Genomic DNA, 16,958 nt, shown 5'->3' on the forward strand with positions numbered 1-16,958 from the left:
CTAGTTCTCGCATCAGCGGGAAACGTCAAACGAAGGAGAACATAAATGTCAGGCAGCGTAGTACCTCACTTCAACGCACACAGCGCGGAGTTCAAGAAATTTTCCGCGGGCGAGATGGCTCTTCTGTATGCATCAGATGATGGAACCCGGCTTGCGGGAAGCTTCAAAGAATCCGGCCTCCATCAGATGACGATGCCGTTTGACGAGTTCATCTATATCGTCGCTGGAAGCTCGAAAATCACTGTAGAAGGCGAAACCTTCGAGATGGGCGTGGGTGACGCCTGCTACTTGAAGAAAGGCATGGAAGTCACTTTCGAACACTCCTCAGACTTTCACGATGTAACCGTGTTGCTCTCAGACACTCCCATCGAACCAATAGTTTGAGTCATGATGACGCCTATGGTTCGATACGCCTCGAATCATTCGCGCTACCATTTGTACCGAGTCACTGATTGGACGGGGTAACATGCCTCCATTTCCATCTGCGAGCAGAGATCTGGTCTTCTCTAATCTGCCATCGTCGGACATCGTTGCCGCGGTGGTGCAGAGAATTAGATCTGCCATCGGACTCGGGTTGGTGGCCGGTGGTGACAAGCTTCCGAAAGAGGCGGAGCTGGCGAGACAATTTGGCATTTCAGCCTTTGCGCTTCGCGAGGCACTCACGACGTTGCGCGAAGAAGGCGCGATCGAGACTCGGGCTGGCAAGTTCGGAGGCAGCTTCGTTACTGAATCGCTCGTCACAGAATCGCTCGCTCACGACGAACTATGCCGCTTGACTTTCTCGGAGCTACGAGACCTCGGGGATTGGCGACGCATGCTTTCTGCGCAGGCCGCAGATCTTGCTGCGCGGCGAGCATCGCCTTCGAACCTCGAGAGGCTTTCCGGTTACGCACATCAAGTCTCCGAGGCCCAGACGGCTGAACAAGCACGTCGTGCGCACGGCCGTTTCTACTTGGAGCTGGCCGCGGCCGGCCAATCCATGAGGTTGAGTCAGGCCGGATTTGCCATGCACGATCAGCTCGATTGGCTGTTCGGTCTCGTGCTTGACGACGAACCCAAACGGGCGCTGAGGTCTGCGGAGCTGAGCGAGATCGTGCACTGCGTCGGCACCCAGAATTCGGACTACGCCCGCGTTCTGGCATCAACTCACATTCTCACGATGGTGGATGAGCTGGCGCGTTTACGATTGGAGCTGATTGCGAGCCGAGATCGGCAAAGCGGTGCCAGAGTCAAGGCCGTGAGCGGTGAGAGCTTCGCTGCGGAAGTAGAACTGTTCGTCGGCTCGCTGGCATCCGAGATTGGGGCCTTGGCAGTAAAAACCGCGCCCCTATTAGGTGCGACGCTGTCGGCCCGTGAAATTCGCACAGGGGTTTCGTTGCTTGTTCTTCCTGCGTTCGATCGGATTCCTATTTTCAGCCTCGGCCTCGGCGTCATGGCAGAGGTCGGAGTAGTGCCCGAGCATCCCTACTGGATCAACTGGTGGGAGACGACGCCATCGGGTCCAGTCGAAAATACTCATCACATTCTCGATCCCGAAGACGAAAACTTTTATGACTACGAAGCCAGGGAGTTCATAGCCCAGCCTCGACAGCGCTTAGCAGACTGGGCGACCGGCCCGTATGTGGACTACGGGGGAAACAATGACTACATAGTCACGTTTTCGTCCCCCATTCTGTTCGAAGACCGGTTTCTCGGGGTCGTGACGGTCGACCTCTTGGTCGCCGACTTAGAGCGTCACTTCTCATCGTTTCTTGCCGGACTCGATAGCTCCTGCGTCGTCGTGAACGCTGAAAATCGAGTGGTGATGTCGAATTCTGTGTCGTTTGACGTTGGTGATGTGGTCAGGCCGGCATCGAGCGATGACGTGTTCTCGATCGGCGTTTTCGGCTGGTCGCTGGTTCTGAAAAATACCCGAGTGAGCACTGAAACAGCCAACATTCTCGCATAACTACTGAGCGCCATCGGGATCACCGATGTGCTCCCGATCTGGGTCGCGAATTCGGGTCTACCGGCAGTATCCGCTGCCTACTTATTCGCGCCCGAATTCACAGGCAATCTTTCAAAAAATGAGGAAAACAGATGTCAAATGAGCAACTGGCGAACGACCAGCGAACAGTGGTGCGGGATTTCTCCAAAAGGGTAATCGGGAATTTCATAGATAATCGCTGGGCTCCCTCGACATCAGCCGACCAACTCGTTGTGGTTGATCCTTCAACCGGACTCGAGATTGGGCGCGTTCCTGCTTCTTCGGCGGTCGATGTAGATGTCGCTGTCTCGGCCGCCGCGGCCGCCCAACCAGCATGGGCTCGTCTGACACCCGCTGCTCGGGCGAACTATTTGCTCGAGCTGGCGACGCTCGTCGAGCAGCACATTGATGAACTGGTGGTGATCGAAGCAATCGACGCGGGAAAGCCGATCACGGCCGCAAAGGAAGAAATGCACGGCGTGGTCGACGCAATGCGCTTTTTTGCTGGCTCCGCCCGCTCGCTGCCCGCCCCCGCCGGCGGTGACTATCTCGACGGAGTGACGTCGGTCATGCGGAGAGAACCGGTCGGCGTCGTTGCCGGCATCACCCCTTGGAACTATCCGCTCCTACAAGCGGTTGCGAAGTTGTTTCCCGCCCTCGCCACTGGCAACACGGTGGTGATTAAGCCTGCCGAGACGACGCCCTACTCCACCGCCTGGCTGGCAGAGTTCAGCGTTCGCGTGCTCCCTCCCGGCGTGTTCAATGTCGTCTTCGGAACCGGCCACAGTGTCGGCGAGGCGCTCACTCGGCACCCAGACGTCGATCTCGTGTCTTTCACCGGGTCTATCGAGGCCGGTCGTAAGGTCGGCATAGCCGCCGCTGATGGTGTCAAGAAAGCAATCATGGAGTTGGGTGGCAATGCTCCCGTCATTGTCTTCGATGACGCAGCTCTTGACTCCGCTGTCGATGCAATCGTGATTGCGGGTTTGTACAACACTGGGCAAGAGTGCATGGCAGCGAGTCGACTGATCGTGCATTCTTCGATTGTCGAAAAATTTACCGAGGCCCTGATCGTGCGCTGCACCGTCGAGCGAATCGGCGATGTTCTTGATCAGAGCACAACTCTTGGCCCAATGACATCAGCGAGTCAGCGCACTCGAGTTCTCGAGAAAATCGAACGACGCAGCGCCTTGTCACAGGTGGTGACTGGCGGCACGGTGCCTGCGGGCGAAGGTTTCTATTTCCCGCCGACGATCATCACCGGAGTCTCACAAGACGACGAGCTCGTGCAGGAGGAAATATTCGGTCCGGTCTTTACAATTCAAACTTTCGATTCAGAGAACGAGGCGCTGCTGCTGGCGAATGGAACTCGCTACGGGCTCGCGGCTTCGGTCTTTACCACCGACGTCGGTCGCTCGATTCGCGTACAGAATGCGCTCGATTTCGGAACCGTGTGGGTGAACACGCATCTGGTATTCGCTGCGGATCTTCCCGTGAGCGGGTTTGGTTCCTCTGGCATTGGTACCGAGAACGCCGAGCTGGGTGTTATCGAGTTCACCCGTCTGAAGCACGTCATGATCGACCAGCACTAACGAATCAAACCCGACACAGGGGTGTGCAACCGCTCCCCCGATGAAGTAAGACGAGAGCGAATATTCATGCGATTGAACAATTTAGTACATGTCGTTGGCTGCCATGCCGAAGGGGAGGTGGGCAACGTCGTAGTCGGCGGAATTGGCGACATTCCGGGGCAGACAATGTTTGACAAGCGAAACTATCTCGAACAACATCGAGACGATCTCAGGCGCCGCCTCTTGCACGAACCGCGCGGCAACGTCATTCGCAGCACGAACGTCATTCTGCCGTCTAATGACCCGCGCGCACAAATGGGGTACGTCATTCTCGAATCGACCGAGTATCCGGCGATGTCTGGCAGTAATACAATTTGCGTCGCGACGGTTTTGCTTGAGACAGGCATGATTCCCATGCAAGAGCCCGTGACGAACCTAACTCTCGAATCGCCGGCTGGTCTGATTGAACTCGAGTGCCAGTGCAGCGATGGAAAAGTCACGAGTGTGCGGTTCCTGAATCAGCCGGCGTTCGTCTACGAGCTCGATGCGGTGATCGATGTACCCGACTTGGGAAAGGTGACGGTCGACGTCGCGTGGGGCGGCATGGCGTACGTGCTCGTTGACGCTCAGAGCGTCGGCATCGAGATCGTTCCTGCGCGAGCTCGCGATATCGCGATACTCGGCCAACGTATCAAGCTGGCCGCCGCCGAGCAGCTTCAGGCGGTGCATCCGGTGCATCCTGACTTCCCGGGAATCACTCAAACCGAATTCACTAATCCGATCCGACGAGAGGGCGGAGTGTTGACGGCTCGAAACGCTGTCGCTGTGTCTCCGGGTCGGTTGGATCGTAGCCCGTGCGGCACCGGCACCTCTGCTCGTCTAGCCGTGATGCACGCCAAAGGTGAGATTCAAAAAGGCGAACGGTTCGTGCATGAGTCGATCATCGGAACGAAGTTCGACAGCACCATTGAGTCACTGACGACCGTAGGTGGAATCGCTGCCGTTGTGCCGAGCGTGGCCGGGCAGGCCTGGATCACCGACATTTCTCAGGTTGGCGTAGACCCGACTGACCCATTTCAAACCGGCTATACCCTAGCCGACACCTGGATGCAGCTGTGACAGTCATGACGTAGCCGCCGTGAATGCTGGATTCCTGCCGCCATTATTTCAACATCGAGGTTTAGCCTCGTGGCGGCAGGAATCCCGACGCCTATTCGACGGACAGCAATCCAACTGAGCTGAGCAACTCGTGAAGTTGAGCGGTCGAACTGGGATCGGACAACGGCAAGAGCGGGCTGCGCACAACCCCACCCGGTTGGCCGAGCATCTGCATCGCCGCTTTGAGCTGCGCCACGGGCGCGGCAAAACGACCACTGAAGTCGGGATTCCAAAGACCGGTCATCAAGGTGGAGTACTTAATTGCAACCTCGCGCGCGCGGTCGATGTCGCCCGCATCGATGGCCTCGAAAAATGGCACCCCGAACGGCGCGCCCAGCCCGCCACCGTCGATGAATCCGTCGCTGCCGTAATTTTGGATCACATCGATTCCTGCAGGTGATATCAAGTTCGCGAAGACGCGCACTATCGGGCTCAACTCGACAACGGCTTGACGAAGTGCGACTAGGTTGCCCGTGCTGTTCTTGATCGATACCACGTGGTCGAGCTCAGCCAGCCTGAGCATCGTAGATACTTCGATCTCGGTGCCGATTCCGAGCGGCCAGTTATAGATCGAGAGAGGAAGATCTATACGCTGATCGATCTCTGAGAAGAATGCGAAGATCTCTTGTTGCGTCGGATGAACGTATGCAGGCGCAGTCGCAAGAACCCCATCCGCGCCGATGTGCTGGGCATGCTGAGCGAGTGCCACGACGTAGTCGGGTGTGAAACCGGAGCAGCCAACAATGACAGGAATTCTTCCACCGGAAATGGTGACGAAGAGCTCAGCATTTGTTTTGCGCTCCTGGAGCGTTTGCGCCCACCATTCACCGCTCGAACCATTGACGACGAGACCTTTAACCCCTTGAGCTATGTACATCTCAATCATCGCTCGATGCAGGTCGGGGTCGATGAGACCGTCGTCTCCGAATGGCGTGGGTGCTGCAACCCAATAGCCGTGCCAGTCAACAGAATGACGATCCATAGTTCTCCCCAGCTTCAAAGTGGCGTTTTTCTTAAAGTACACTTCTAAATATTAACTTGCAAATAATTTGACGCACTGTTGCTAGAGGAATATCGTCGGAGCACGGGCAAGTCGCAATGGAGTGAAAATATGAGTCTCAAAGATGAAGCCGCCGTTGACATCGTCATCGTCGGAGCTGGTCCATCGGGCGCTGTCGTCGCGCATACCCTCGCCTCGCGGGGATTCACGGTCATGTGCCTGGAACAAGGCGATTGGGTGAGCCCTGCCGACTATCCCGGGAACAAACCGGAATTCGAGCTTCTGTTGCAGCAAAAGTGGAGCTGGAACAACAACACAAGAAATCGCCCAGAAGATTACCCGATGAATCTGGATCACACAGACGTGGTGCCAATCATGTTCAGCGGCGTCGGAGGGTCGAGCCTGATGTATGGGGCGCACTGGCTGCGACTTCTTCCCTCGGATTTCCGGATGAAGACCCTTGATGGAATTTGCGACGACTGGCCGATCAGTTACGACGACCTCGAGCCGTATTACACGCGCATCGACAAAGTCATAGGGGTAGCGGGCCTGGGCGGAGACCCCGCATATCCCCCACAAGATTTCGATATGCCACCGCATCCTCTGGGCAAGGGTGGTCTGATCGCCGCCGAGGCCCTCAACAAACTCGGTTGGCACTGGTGGCCCGGAACCCAGGCGATTCCGACTTTCAAGCACAAGAATCTCGAACAGTGCGTGCGATGGGGTGTCTGCGAGACCGGTTGTCCGGCCGGCGCGAAAGCCTCGTTCGACCTCGCATATTGGCCGCAGGCCATTGAAGCCGGAACCAAGCTGGTGACAGGAGCGCGTGTTCGCGAAATCACGGTAAACGAATCGGGTTTAGCCGACGCGGTCATCTGGATCGACCGCGAAGGCCGTGAGCATAGGCAACAGACCAGCGCCGTTGTCATGGCGGCGAACGGGATCGGCACAGCACGGCTCCTCCTTCTCTCGACATCAAACAAGCATCCCAATGGCCTTGCCAACTCGTCGGGGTTGGTGGGAAAGAACCTCATGTTGCATCCCAACAACGCTGTCGTGGGCTTGTACGACGAGGAAATCGAATCGTGGAAAGGACCAGCAGGGCAATTGATCTACTCTCTCGAGTTTGCAGAGACGGATGTAAGACGGGGGTTCTACGGCGGTTCCAAGGCCAATCTAATGCCGCTTCCGGGGGTTCTGCACATCTTGGAAATGTTCAAAGATCTGCCGTTCGAACAGCGGTGGGGAGATGCGGTACACAACCTCGACAAATACGCAGGTCGCGCGCTCAACTGGGCGGGTAATATCGGTGACCTTCCCGAGGAGACAAACCGCATCACTCTCGACCGCGACCTGACGGACAGTGACGGCATTCCGGCTCCCCGTATTGACTACAGAATCAGCGAGAACACGCAGAAGAACCTGGACTTCACTCTCGAGCGTCTGGAAGAAATGCATAAGGCGGCCGGGGCGGCCCATATTGCTTCAACGAAACTGTGGCGGGAGGCGCCCGGACACATCCTTGGCACGGCCCGCATGGGTAACGACCCGGCGACCTCCGTCGTCGATCGTTTCGGCCGAAGTCACGACGTGTCGAACCTGTTCATCGTAGACGGAAGCATTATGGTCACCAGCGGAGCCATGAACCCCACCGCGACGATCACGGCGCTGGCGCTCAGGGCGGCTGAGCACATCGCTGAAACAGCGAAGGGGCAGCGGGTGCCCTCATGAGCGAGATCGAACTTTCTGAGCGTGACGTGACCGATCTGAAGACGTTTGCCGGCATATTGATTCCTGGGTCAGACTCTCTTCCAACAATCGATCGATTGCCTGCTTACGAGGGGCTTCTTCGCGCGGCAGTCGCCGCATGTGGATATTCAGATGACTTGATCAGAGCAGCAATCGATTTGCTGCCGATCAACATGACCTGGCAGAGCATCGAGGCTTACGAGTCGGAATACCCCACGTCTTTCGCTACCTTGGCCGTGCTGGTGAGCGCTTCGTACTATATGTCGCCGCGCGTGCTCGCAGGCCTGTCGTATCCAGTAAACCGCAGACAACCCGCGCGACCGGATGAATTCGCCGAAGAGTTCGCGACAGGGATTCTTGACGTCATGTTGGAGCGAGAACCGTTTTTCCGCGACCCCCTTAGCCCAGAAGCGTCAGCACATGTGCATCATTTGACGTCTCAAGCCAGTGACGCCATTTACCCGACAACCACTCTCTTAGACGGGAAAAACGATGACTGAAGACAACGACAACCTCGATCTGAGAAGCCAGAAATGGACCGAGATGACGGGAATCCCCGGATTCTTGCAGCGCGCCCATCTCAAGTCAATGGGGCTTCGAGAGACGGATTATCAACGACCTATCATCGGTATCTGCAACAACACCAGTGACTTCAACAGGTGCCACACACACTTCGACGGAATGGTGGCCGCGGTCAAAGAAACGATTTTGCGTGCCGGCGGGCTACCCCGTGTGTTCAACACGATGACGATGGGCGCTGACAATACGCGACCCATGGGTATTTCGTTCATGCACCGCAACCTCCTTGCAATGGAGATCGAGCAGACCGCAATCACTTACTCCATGGACGGCCTGGTCTTGCTCGGCGCATGCGATGAGACGATTCCCGCAATGCTGATGGCAGCGGCTTCGCTGGATCTTCCGGCCATCGTACTGCCGGGCGGCCCCTCTTTCACGGGCTACTGGCGAGGAAAAGACGTCGGGTCCGGCTCGGATATGCATCAGGCATTTGACGCCGTTCATCGCGGCGAGTTAGACGAATGCGCGTTGACCTGCTTGGAGTCATCGTTGGAACGAACTGCCGGGCACTGCACCACTATGGGCACAGCCTCGACGATGACGACGATCGCGGAGGCGCTCGGAATGGCTCCGGCCGGTAGCTCTGCTATTCCGGCAGTGGACTCGCGCCGACTTGCGATGTCGAGAGACGTTGGTGAACACATCATGCGACTCGTGCGAGACGATACGCGCCCGTCGCAGATCATGACCGCCGAAGCCTTCGATAACGCTATTCGAGCACTCGCAACCGTCGACGGGTCGAGCAATGCTGTTCTTCATCTGCTCGCAATCGCCGGACGCACCGAAGTCGATCTCAAGCTAGACCGGTTCGACGAGCTGTCGGTCGACACCCCGGTGCTGTTGAATCTCAAGCCGTCAGGTAAGTACTACATGAACGACTTCTTCAATGCGGGTGGCGTTCCTGCATTGCTCAACGCCCTCGGGCCGCTCATTCATCGAGACGTGCTCACGGTGACGGGGCAGACCATGGGAGAGGCGATCAGCGACGCCGAGATCGAGGATGACCGAGTGATTGGAACCCTCGAGAACCCCGTGGCTCAGCCCCAGGGTTTTGCAGTGGTCCGCGGCAACATTGCTCCGGATGGTGCGATTATCCGAACAGGCGTTGCTACGCCAGACCTTCTCGTTCACCGCGGACGCGCGGTGGTATTCGAAAGCAACGAAGAGCTACAGGCGAACTTGTATGACCCAGAATTCGACATCCGAAAGGATGATGTGATCGTGCTTCGCGGACAGGGCCCCCGAGGTGCCGTCGGCATGCCGGAATATGGCCGTATTCCCGTACCCGAGAAGCTCCTGCGATTGGGAGTTACAGACATGCTCCGCGTTTCAGACAACCGCATGGGAGGCACGGTAAAAGCTACCGCCGTGCTGCACGTCGCTCCTGAGTCCGCTGTCGGGGGGCCGTTGGGTCTCGTTCGCTCCGGTGACATCATCAACCTTGACATCAACCTTCGGCGTATCGATGTGGAGGTGTCAGATGCCGAGCTCGAAATCCGACGTGCGGAATTGCCGCCGCGAAAGCCTGCGAAATTGCCGGAGCGCGGATTTGCTCGCTTATATGCCACCAACGTCACGCAGGCGAACGCTGGCTGTGATTTCGACTTCTTGAGCCGTGCCCATGAAACTATCCACCAACTTGATGCGGAGATTACCCAATGAGTTCGACGATCTGGCCGGACGGCCTGCTCACTGCCCTCGTCACCCCGTTGCGAAATGATCAACTCGACCTCGATGCTCTCGCTGAACTGATTGAACGTCAGATCTCAGGCGGAGTGGATGGCCTGGTGGTGGGTGGGGGTACCGGTGAGTTCGGATCGTTGACGCTCATCGAACGTCGCGCTTTGGCCGAAGGCGCCGTGGCTGCCGCGGCGGGGCGAGTTCCGGTGATCGTTCAGACAGGAAGTCTCGCCACGCGAGACACGATCGGTTTGACCGAGCATGCGCAATCCATCGGCGCCCACGGCGCTTTGGTCGCATCCCCGTTCGGCGAACCCATCAATTGGAGCGAACGATACGGCTTCTATGATTCGGTCAACGCTAGTGTCGACCTTCCGATCATGCTCTACAACACCCCACCGGCTGGTGTTCTTACGTTCTCGCAGATCGAACAGCTGGCTGCGCTTTCGAACGTCAGCGCCATTAAGGACACTTCTGGAGACCCTGGGTTGCTCGGTGATCTGGTGACAAACGACCAACACGGTCTGCAGGTCTATGTCGGCATGGACACTCTGGTCTTCGATGCCATAACGTCTCGCGCGTCCGGAGTGATTTTCGGTGTCCCCAATTTCATCCCCGACATCTTGGCGTCGTTGGTCGGCCGGTTAAAAAGGAGAGACCTGACCGATGACACATTCGAACTCTGGCGCGAACTACGCACGTTTCTGAGGTTCATGGAGGTCTCGCCGAACTACATGTCGTTATGCAAGGCGGGCTGTGCAATCGAGGGAATCGATGTCGGCGATGTTCGGGCGCCATACCTGATGCCATCGCAACCAGAGCGAGCTGAACTTGCGCGGCGCCTCGCCACGCTGAGAACGGCGTATGAGCTACTCGACTGAACCGGTACCTTCAAACCTGCAATCGCCCCAGGGCGTGGAGTAGTGGAGACTCGAGGTTTACTTCGATGGAGACTGTCGCTCTTCACTTTCACGTTCATTGTCGGACTCGGGATCGCGTCATGGGTGACGCGCACCCCGGCGATCCGGGATTCCGTAGGTGCGAACACCGCAGAGATGGGGATCGTTCTCTTTGGTTTGTCTGTGGGATCGATGGCAGGGGTTGTCGGCTCCGGTAGGCTCGTGCGTCGCGTGAGCACGCGACCGGTCATCATGGTGGGCATTGCACTCGTCATCACCGGGGTACTTGTGATAGCTGTTGGCTCTTCGGCAGGAGCGGCGTTGATCGTCTTCAGCGGCCTCGTGTTCGTCGGCATCGGGAGCGGGCTCGGTGAGGTTGCGCTCAACATCGACGCTGCGGCACTAGAGAAGCTCTTGAAACGCTCTGTTTTGCCGACACTGCATGGGTGCTACAGCCTGGGAACATTGGTGGGTGCCATACTAGGCATCTCGCTAACAGCGGCGCAATTTCCGGTGGTATGGCACCTCGTTCTCAGTTCGATAGTGATGGCTGGACTCGGGTTGTGGGCCATACTCAGTATTCCCGGTGGAACGGGCGCGAGTTCGCCTGATTTTGGTTCACGATTCGGCCTAACGACCGCACGTAGAAAACGAAGCGTGTGGCTCCAGCCAACCGTGCTCGTGCTTGGCCTGGTCGTGCTGGCTGTCGCATTTGCAGAGGGCTCTGCAAACGATTGGCTCCCCCTACTGATGGTTGACGGGTTCGGTCTCACAGGCGCCCAAAGCTCGACTATCTTCGCTGCGTTCGCAGCCGTCATGACGATCGGTCGATTTGCGGGTCAGCCCCTCATACAACGCCTCGGAAAGTCTCGGGTACTCATTGGAAGCGTTGTGCTCGCCGCGATAGGCGTGGTTGTCGTTTCGGTCGCCGCTACACCTGCACTGACTGTGGGTGGCGTTGTGCTCTGGGGCTTAGGCGCATCTCTCGGGTTTCCGGTAGGAATCTCTGCTGCTGGCGACAGCAGCGATCGACCTGGGCAAAGAGTCAGCGCCGTGACCACGGTTGGATACCTTGCCTTTCTGGTTGGCCCCCCGGTGCTCGGGTTTCTCGGTGAACGTTATGGCCTCCGCGAGGCAATTCTCTTAGTCGCCGCTGTGCTCGCATGCGCCACGCTGATTTTGGTAACCAACGATACGTACGTTTCAGTGCGTGAGAAACGAAAAGCTCGGGTTACGAGGTAGCTCCCGTATCGACTTCGCCCTGAGTTCGGTGTTACGTAGCTAATCGAGGAGCGCAGCCGGTTTCGATCGGTCTCCATCGCGACGGGTGATGTCTGATTCGCCTTGCCCTAGGGCGAATTCCGAACGCTCGAGATTACCTCGCAGCTCTTCCCCTCAGGTCTTCGCGGTCGATCGGTCTAAGGGTCGTCTGGTTAGCGATAGCCATGTCAACCGCCGCGGCACTGCGCCTGGTCTAGCTCAGCAAGAGCCCGCCCTGCTCGGTGGCGAGAATGCTCGTCGCTAACGCTCGGGGATCGATGTCGGCGCGCAGCTCGCCACGATTCCGCATCGTCTCGAGGCCTACGCAGAGCCGGCGCTCTCACGCGGCGAACGATTTCGCGAGAGCCGCACACAGGCCGGAGGGTCAGATTCGGCCAGCGCTCTCGCCAATGACCCGAGCGGGCATCCACCCATGCAGCGCCGCGAATCGATCGACGACACGATCAGATCGCGCCATTCGTGAAGAGCGTCGAAGGTGTCGAGCCGCTCGAGCACGGGGCGATGTGCGCCGAGAACGGCCTCGGTTTGATAGTCGATCACCGCAATCCGCAGAGCGCTCTTGTCGTCAAAATAGTGGAACAGCTGCGGTGCGCTGACGTGTGCTGCGCTTCGCTCGCCGCAGATGGCGCTCGCATCTCCACCAGCGGGCGAGACCAGATCGCGGCGACGCGACGGTAGCAGCAATACGCCAGGCAAGCGGAACTGCTGACTTCGTCTCAGCCGAACTGTCCGATGCCTCCAGCGTACGCAGCCTCGCGAACCAAGGCATCGAGCTGGGCAACGGCCAAATCGACACCCTCGTCAACAACGCGGCAACCTTCCCGTTCGAGCCGACAACTGACGTCTCAGACGAAGAGCTCGACGCTACCGCCGCAGTCAACGTGAAAGCACCGTTCCTGCTCGTCGCCGCGCTCGCTCTGGGTATGGTCACCCGCGGTTCAGGCGCAATCGTCAACATTTCGACCATGGTGGCCAACTTCGAGATGCCCGCCATGGCACTCGAGGGGTCGAGCAAAGCCGCGCTGCGACTGCTCACAAGTCATGGGCGGCAGAGCTCGGCCCCTTCGGAGTTCGCGTCAACGCCGTGACTTTCTCGGAAATATTCATTGAATAGACCTCAGGTCCATGTGTCTTCTTGATCATGTCATCCCTCCCCGATCAGGCTGTGTGCAGCCGGTGCGGTTGGACTATTCGGTATGGATCGAGCCTTTGTCGGTCGGTGTTCTGGGTGCGCCCAGCACTCTTGCAAGAAGGGAGATAGTGTTCATCGCGATGTCTAGGAGTTCGCCAAGTGGGGAGCGTCTTGTAGTCCTTGGATTGCGGACCTTTCGGTTGACCCCGTCAAAAGTGGTCTCTACCGGTGTCTCATAAAGGTAAAGGTTAATGAAGCACGGGTCTCCCCCTGCAAACAGTCCACACAATTCGCCAACTGCGCGGATGTGGTTTGTCTCGGAAACTCGTCTTATAGGGCTGAATGTCTCGAGGCTCGTTTTGGGCGTTTCTGGGGCAAAAAGTCGGGACGAGGCGCTTGCAGTACACGCGGGTGAGTACCGCTGGGCAGCACGTGCAGTTGCAGATCGATGCGTTGACGAAACTGGGCGTGCAGTGTCGAGATATTTTCTCTGACGTGACATCGGGAACGAAGGTCGCCGCGAGCCGGCCGGCAATGAGCCGGCTGCTTTTGAATACGCCGTCGAGGGTGACACGGTCGTGGTCTGGCGCATCGACCGGTTAGGCCGTTCGCTGATCGATGTGCTGAACACGGTGAAGTCGCTGCAGCAGGCAGGTATCAGCGTGCATTCCGTGTCGAACGAGATCGACCCATCGACGAAGACCGGCCGGATGATGCTTGGCATGCTCGCCACCCTGGCGGAGTAGGTACGAGCAGGCGGCGGAGGGTACCCCCGAGCAGAACCTGGCCACAATTCTGAAGGAACTCCCGGTGGATACTAGACCGCTGCCATCGGTTGCGGAGTACGGCGACCTGCTGCAATATCAGTGCTGCGTTGCTTATGGAGTAGTCGAACGCCAGCTCCATCGCCGGGAAGTACTCCAGCATTGTTGAGTGACGCCGGTTCGCCGTCGTTTCATTCGATAATGAGACGCTCGAGCAGCTCAACGTCGTGGCGTAGAAGCGCGAGTGCCTGTGCTGGCCCGACCAATCCCGACGCGCGGTCATCGACGTGTGCAAGTCCGGCCACCGCGAACTCAGCGAATTGAGCGGCAATCGCTTCGTCGACGGCTATCTGTCCAGGTCTGTGCCACCAAGCCACCCAGTTGACCATCCCGATCACACCGAGGGCAGCGGTTCGAGCATCAACCGAGCGAATTTCGTTGCGGTTAACGCCTTCTTCGATTGTCTCTTGAAATGCTTTAAGCACCCGCCGACGGCCATTGCGGTAGGTCTGAGCAAGTTCTGATGGTAGTTCCGCTTCCGATCGAACCAGAAGCCGGAAATGATCCGGAGCGGCGAGTTGTCTGAGGGCGGCTTCTCGAACTAATTCACGCAGAGTGACAAGAGAGCTTGATGCTGGCGCATTCGCGATTTCACTCAACCGATCAGCGATGTCGTCGGTTTCCTGGCCCACGAGTCGCGCAAGCAGATCATCCTTGCTCTTAATGTAGTAATACAGCGCGCTTCGAGTGAGACCCGCGGCGTCGGCGATGTCTTGCAAGCTGGTCCCGGCAAATCCGCGTTCAGCGATGAGGGTGATCGCTGTTTCGAAGATCTGTTTTGTAACGAGGTCGTGTCGGGAACTGGTAGGCAGAGGCTCATCGTGAGTCACGAATTCGCTCCACTTCTCCGCACGTACATGTCGACCGATAGCGTGAGGATGAGAGCATCGTCGGTGCGCAACCGGCCAGTCGTTTTCACCAGCGCCCGGTCGGGATACGTGAAATCAACGTCGTCGATGGTGAGATCTGCGAACAACACCGCGCCGGCCCTGACCGGACTCGTCAGCTGAACGTCTCGCATCGACCGCCCAGCAACAATGTCCCAGGATAGGTACGCACCCAAGACCGCCAGTCGTTGGAAAACGGCCATCGAATAGACGCCACTACCGATTATCTCGCCGAAGAATCCGGCGGCCGCAGCATCGGGGTCTGTGTGAAACGGCTGCGGATCCCACGCCTTCGAGAACTCGACCATTTCGTCAAGTGGAACGTCGTAGCTTCCCAGTTCGATGGTCGTTCCGACCGGCAATTCTTCAGCGGCGAGGCGGTAGGTCATGCGGTCCAGTCTATTGAGGGCCCGATGTTCCACGCGGGTCAGGTGGTTGCGGCGCAGACTTTCTGGGTCAGCTGCTTCGAGAATTCGTTGGGTCAGTGAAGCAAAAGTCGATCTTCATGGCGCGATGCTCGCTTCCGGCGCAGCGGACCGCTCGGTTTCTCTCAGTACGATGGCGTGGATCGTGTCGCGCAGCTTCACTTTGTCGATCTTGAGCGTGTTGGTTCGGGGCAATGCCTCAATCCATTCCAGCCGTTCGGGCCATTTGTATTTGGCGACCCCGAGTTGGCCGAAGTGTGCTCGGATGTCGTCAAGACTGATCCGCGTATCGGGTTGCACGTGCACGAGATACGCGCACGCACGTTCGCCGAGCCGCGGGTCTGGCATTGCAACGACGGCGGCTTCCCTGATGAGGGGGTGTGCCAGTAGCAGCTTTTCGATTTCCTCGGTACTGATCTTTTCCCCACCGCGACTGATGACGTCTTTGATCCGCCCCTCAATCGATAAGTATTCGACGCCGTCGATGATGCATACCCGGCCAAGATCGCCTGTCACGAGAAATTCGTCCTTCAGAATTGCCGCGATGTTGTGTTCTGGAGCATCGAAGTAACCGGCAATCGTTGATGGGCCTCTGACGGTCAGCAGGCCGGTCGTTCCGTGTGTCACGGGGACGCCCGTGGCGACATCGAGGATTCGGACCTCGTCCATTTCATGGACGGGTGTGCCGACTGTCTGCTTTCTTGCTTCGACAGACGCGGTGGCGGCAGTAGAGGTATACGGGCCTTCGGCCATGCCCCACACTTGTCCGATCCACGTTCCCGCAACCTCGATGCGGTCAAACAGCGATGCCGGCACTTTGGAACCGGAGAACATCAGACGCTTGAGGTGGGGAGAGAATTCAGACCAGAGAGGATGTTCAGTCCACGGCGCCATCGCGCTGCCGATCATCATGTCGTTCGCATCGGAGGCGATGAGGAAGGCGATTGCTTGTTCTGCGGGCGCGAATGGCATTGTCACTGCGCAGCCGCCGACGGAGTGTGCGCCGAAGATGGAGTGCACGATGCCTGCGTTGTGGATAAACGGAAGAGCATGTGCGATGCGCGATGTCTCGTCTCGTTCAAGTTGACGAGAGTTTCGGAGAGCGTTATTCCAGTACTCGGCATGGATGCGCGGGATGAGTTTCGGAGTACCGGTAGTTCCGCCGGAAAGCTGAAAGACGGCGACGTCCTCGGGATCGATTCCGGCCTGAATCGTGCGGACCGTCGCCCGTGCACTATCTGGGTCGATGTCCAAACCCATGTCGGTCAGCCTGACTAAGCCGTCTGCCGATCCTCCAACGGTATAGACGTCACGGATGCTGTGGGAAGCACGAGCGTTCTCGAGTGCGAACGGCACCAGAGCACCCGACGACACGCCCACATCGATGACGTGGGCAACAGCCGTGATCTTCGAGCCGATCTGACCGATCTCGTGACCACGATGCGCAGCGAGGGTCGCCACCGGCACAGCGCCGGCCTTCAGAAATGCGTAGAAGGCCAGCACCCCCTCGGTGAGATTGCCTGTTTGAAACAAAACAGTTTCACCCCGCTTCAGTCCGGTGCCAGCCAGCCACGCGCCTATCTGATCAGATCGCGCGTCCAGCTGCGCGTAGGTCAGGGAACCATCCATGCCGAGCACGGCTTCGCGGCCAGCGAAGCGTTCAGCAACGTCATAAAAACGTTCAATTGTTGTCGCGGAACTCCACGCACCAGACGTGAAATACTGCGCAGCTCGTTCGGGTTGATGCCGAATGAGCTTCGCATCAGAAACTGGTGATGTCATCGCATCCTCCCAGTCACCCCATGCC

At 58.0% G+C, this 16,958-nt stretch carries 15 protein-coding genes and 1 pseudogene; 11 read left to right on the plus strand and 5 right to left on the minus strand.

The window, feature by feature from the left end; genetic code table 11:
- Positions 1-45 precede the first annotated feature (45 nt).
- The 4 genes from IEX24_RS14415 to IEX24_RS14430 all read left to right on the plus strand — a co-directional run bounded on the left by IEX24_RS14415 (position 46) and on the right by IEX24_RS14430 (position 4,656).
- Positions 46-384, plus strand: a complete 339-nt coding sequence (locus IEX24_RS14415; RefSeq protein ID WP_188679350.1) for a cupin domain-containing protein — start codon at positions 46-48, stop codon at positions 382-384.
- Positions 385-466: 82 nt separating this feature from the next.
- Entirely contained in the window at positions 467-1,948 is a 1,482-nt protein-coding gene (locus tag IEX24_RS14420; protein WP_188679352.1) for a GntR family transcriptional regulator, read from the plus strand.
- 131 nt (positions 1,949-2,079) lie between these two features.
- A complete protein-coding gene (locus IEX24_RS14425) occupies positions 2,080-3,558 on the plus strand; it encodes an aldehyde dehydrogenase family protein (protein WP_188679354.1) in 1,479 nt (492 codons plus the stop codon).
- Positions 3,559-3,624: 66 nt separating this feature from the next.
- The gene (locus tag IEX24_RS14430) at positions 3,625-4,656 is read left to right on the plus strand and encodes a proline racemase family protein (RefSeq protein WP_188679356.1); all 1,032 of its coding nucleotides are present in this window, start codon (positions 3,625-3,627) and stop codon (positions 4,654-4,656) included.
- Between the two features lie 91 nt (positions 4,657-4,747).
- On the opposite strand, the gene IEX24_RS14435 is transcribed toward IEX24_RS14430, so the two are convergent.
- The gene (locus IEX24_RS14435; protein ID WP_188679358.1) at positions 4,748-5,719 is read right to left on the minus strand and encodes a dihydrodipicolinate synthase family protein; all 972 of its coding nucleotides are present in this window, start codon (positions 5,717-5,719) and stop codon (positions 4,748-4,750) included.
- 87 nt (positions 5,720-5,806) lie between these two features.
- Here IEX24_RS14435 and IEX24_RS14440 point away from each other — a divergent pair, with 87 nt between their 5' ends.
- The 5 genes from IEX24_RS14440 (at position 5,807) to IEX24_RS14460 (ending at position 11,844) form a co-directional block, all read left to right on the plus strand.
- On the plus strand, positions 5,807-7,426 hold the full coding sequence (locus IEX24_RS14440; protein ID WP_188679360.1) for a GMC family oxidoreductase: 1,620 nt from the start codon (positions 5,807-5,809) through the stop codon (positions 7,424-7,426).
- The gene (locus IEX24_RS14445; RefSeq protein WP_188679362.1) at positions 7,423-7,944 is read left to right on the plus strand and encodes a hypothetical protein; all 522 of its coding nucleotides are present in this window, start codon (positions 7,423-7,425) and stop codon (positions 7,942-7,944) included. Before IEX24_RS14440 ends, IEX24_RS14445 begins: the two co-directional genes overlap by 4 nt.
- Complete coding sequence (locus tag IEX24_RS14450) at positions 7,937-9,685, plus strand: dihydroxy-acid dehydratase (protein ID WP_188679364.1); 1,749 nt, start codon at positions 7,937-7,939, stop codon at positions 9,683-9,685. Before IEX24_RS14445 ends, IEX24_RS14450 begins: the two co-directional genes overlap by 8 nt.
- Positions 9,682-10,584, plus strand: a complete 903-nt coding sequence (locus tag IEX24_RS14455; protein WP_188679366.1) for a dihydrodipicolinate synthase family protein — start codon at positions 9,682-9,684, stop codon at positions 10,582-10,584. The genes IEX24_RS14450 and IEX24_RS14455 overlap by 4 nt, the downstream gene beginning before the upstream one ends.
- A gap of 123 nt (positions 10,585-10,707) precedes the next feature.
- Complete coding sequence (locus IEX24_RS14460) at positions 10,708-11,844, plus strand: MFS transporter (protein WP_229715358.1); 1,137 nt, start codon at positions 10,708-10,710, stop codon at positions 11,842-11,844.
- Positions 11,845-12,183: 339 nt separating this feature from the next.
- Here IEX24_RS14460 and IEX24_RS14465 read toward each other — a convergent pair whose 3' ends face one another.
- Positions 12,184-12,423 (minus strand): hypothetical protein, encoded by a 240-nt coding sequence (locus IEX24_RS14465; protein WP_188679370.1) that lies wholly within the window; start codon positions 12,421-12,423, stop codon positions 12,184-12,186.
- A gap of 59 nt (positions 12,424-12,482) precedes the next feature.
- On the opposite strand from IEX24_RS14465, the gene IEX24_RS14470 reads away from it, so the two are divergent.
- Together IEX24_RS14470 and IEX24_RS14475 are read left to right on the plus strand one after the other, a co-directional pair.
- Positions 12,483-12,971: an SDR family NAD(P)-dependent oxidoreductase gene (locus IEX24_RS14470; protein WP_203586026.1), complete on the plus strand. Its 489-nt coding sequence runs from the start codon at positions 12,483-12,485 to the stop codon at positions 12,969-12,971.
- A gap of 386 nt (positions 12,972-13,357) precedes the next feature.
- Positions 13,358-13,758: pseudogene (locus IEX24_RS14475) on the plus strand (recombinase family protein); the annotation flags it as partial.
- Positions 13,759-13,970: 212 nt separating this feature from the next.
- Here the strand turns inward: IEX24_RS14475 and IEX24_RS14480 are convergent.
- From IEX24_RS14480 to IEX24_RS14490, 3 genes are all read right to left on the minus strand, one after another.
- Positions 13,971-14,669 carry a TetR/AcrR family transcriptional regulator gene (locus IEX24_RS14480; protein WP_188679372.1) on the minus strand — a complete coding sequence of 233 codons (699 nt, stop codon included), beginning with the start codon at positions 14,667-14,669 and terminating at the stop codon, positions 13,971-13,973.
- Entirely contained in the window at positions 14,666-15,115 is a 450-nt protein-coding gene (locus IEX24_RS14485) for a MaoC/PaaZ C-terminal domain-containing protein (protein WP_188679374.1), read from the minus strand. The genes IEX24_RS14480 and IEX24_RS14485 overlap by 4 nt, the downstream gene beginning before the upstream one ends.
- A gap of 114 nt (positions 15,116-15,229) precedes the next feature.
- Positions 15,230-16,933 carry an AMP-binding protein gene (locus tag IEX24_RS14490; protein WP_188679376.1) on the minus strand — a complete coding sequence of 568 codons (1,704 nt, stop codon included), beginning with the start codon at positions 16,931-16,933 and terminating at the stop codon, positions 15,230-15,232.
- Positions 16,934-16,958: the final 25 nt, after the last annotated feature.

The organism is Subtercola lobariae (assembly GCF_014640255.1).
GTDB classification, from domain to species: domain Bacteria; phylum Actinomycetota; class Actinomycetes; order Actinomycetales; family Microbacteriaceae; genus Subtercola; species Subtercola lobariae.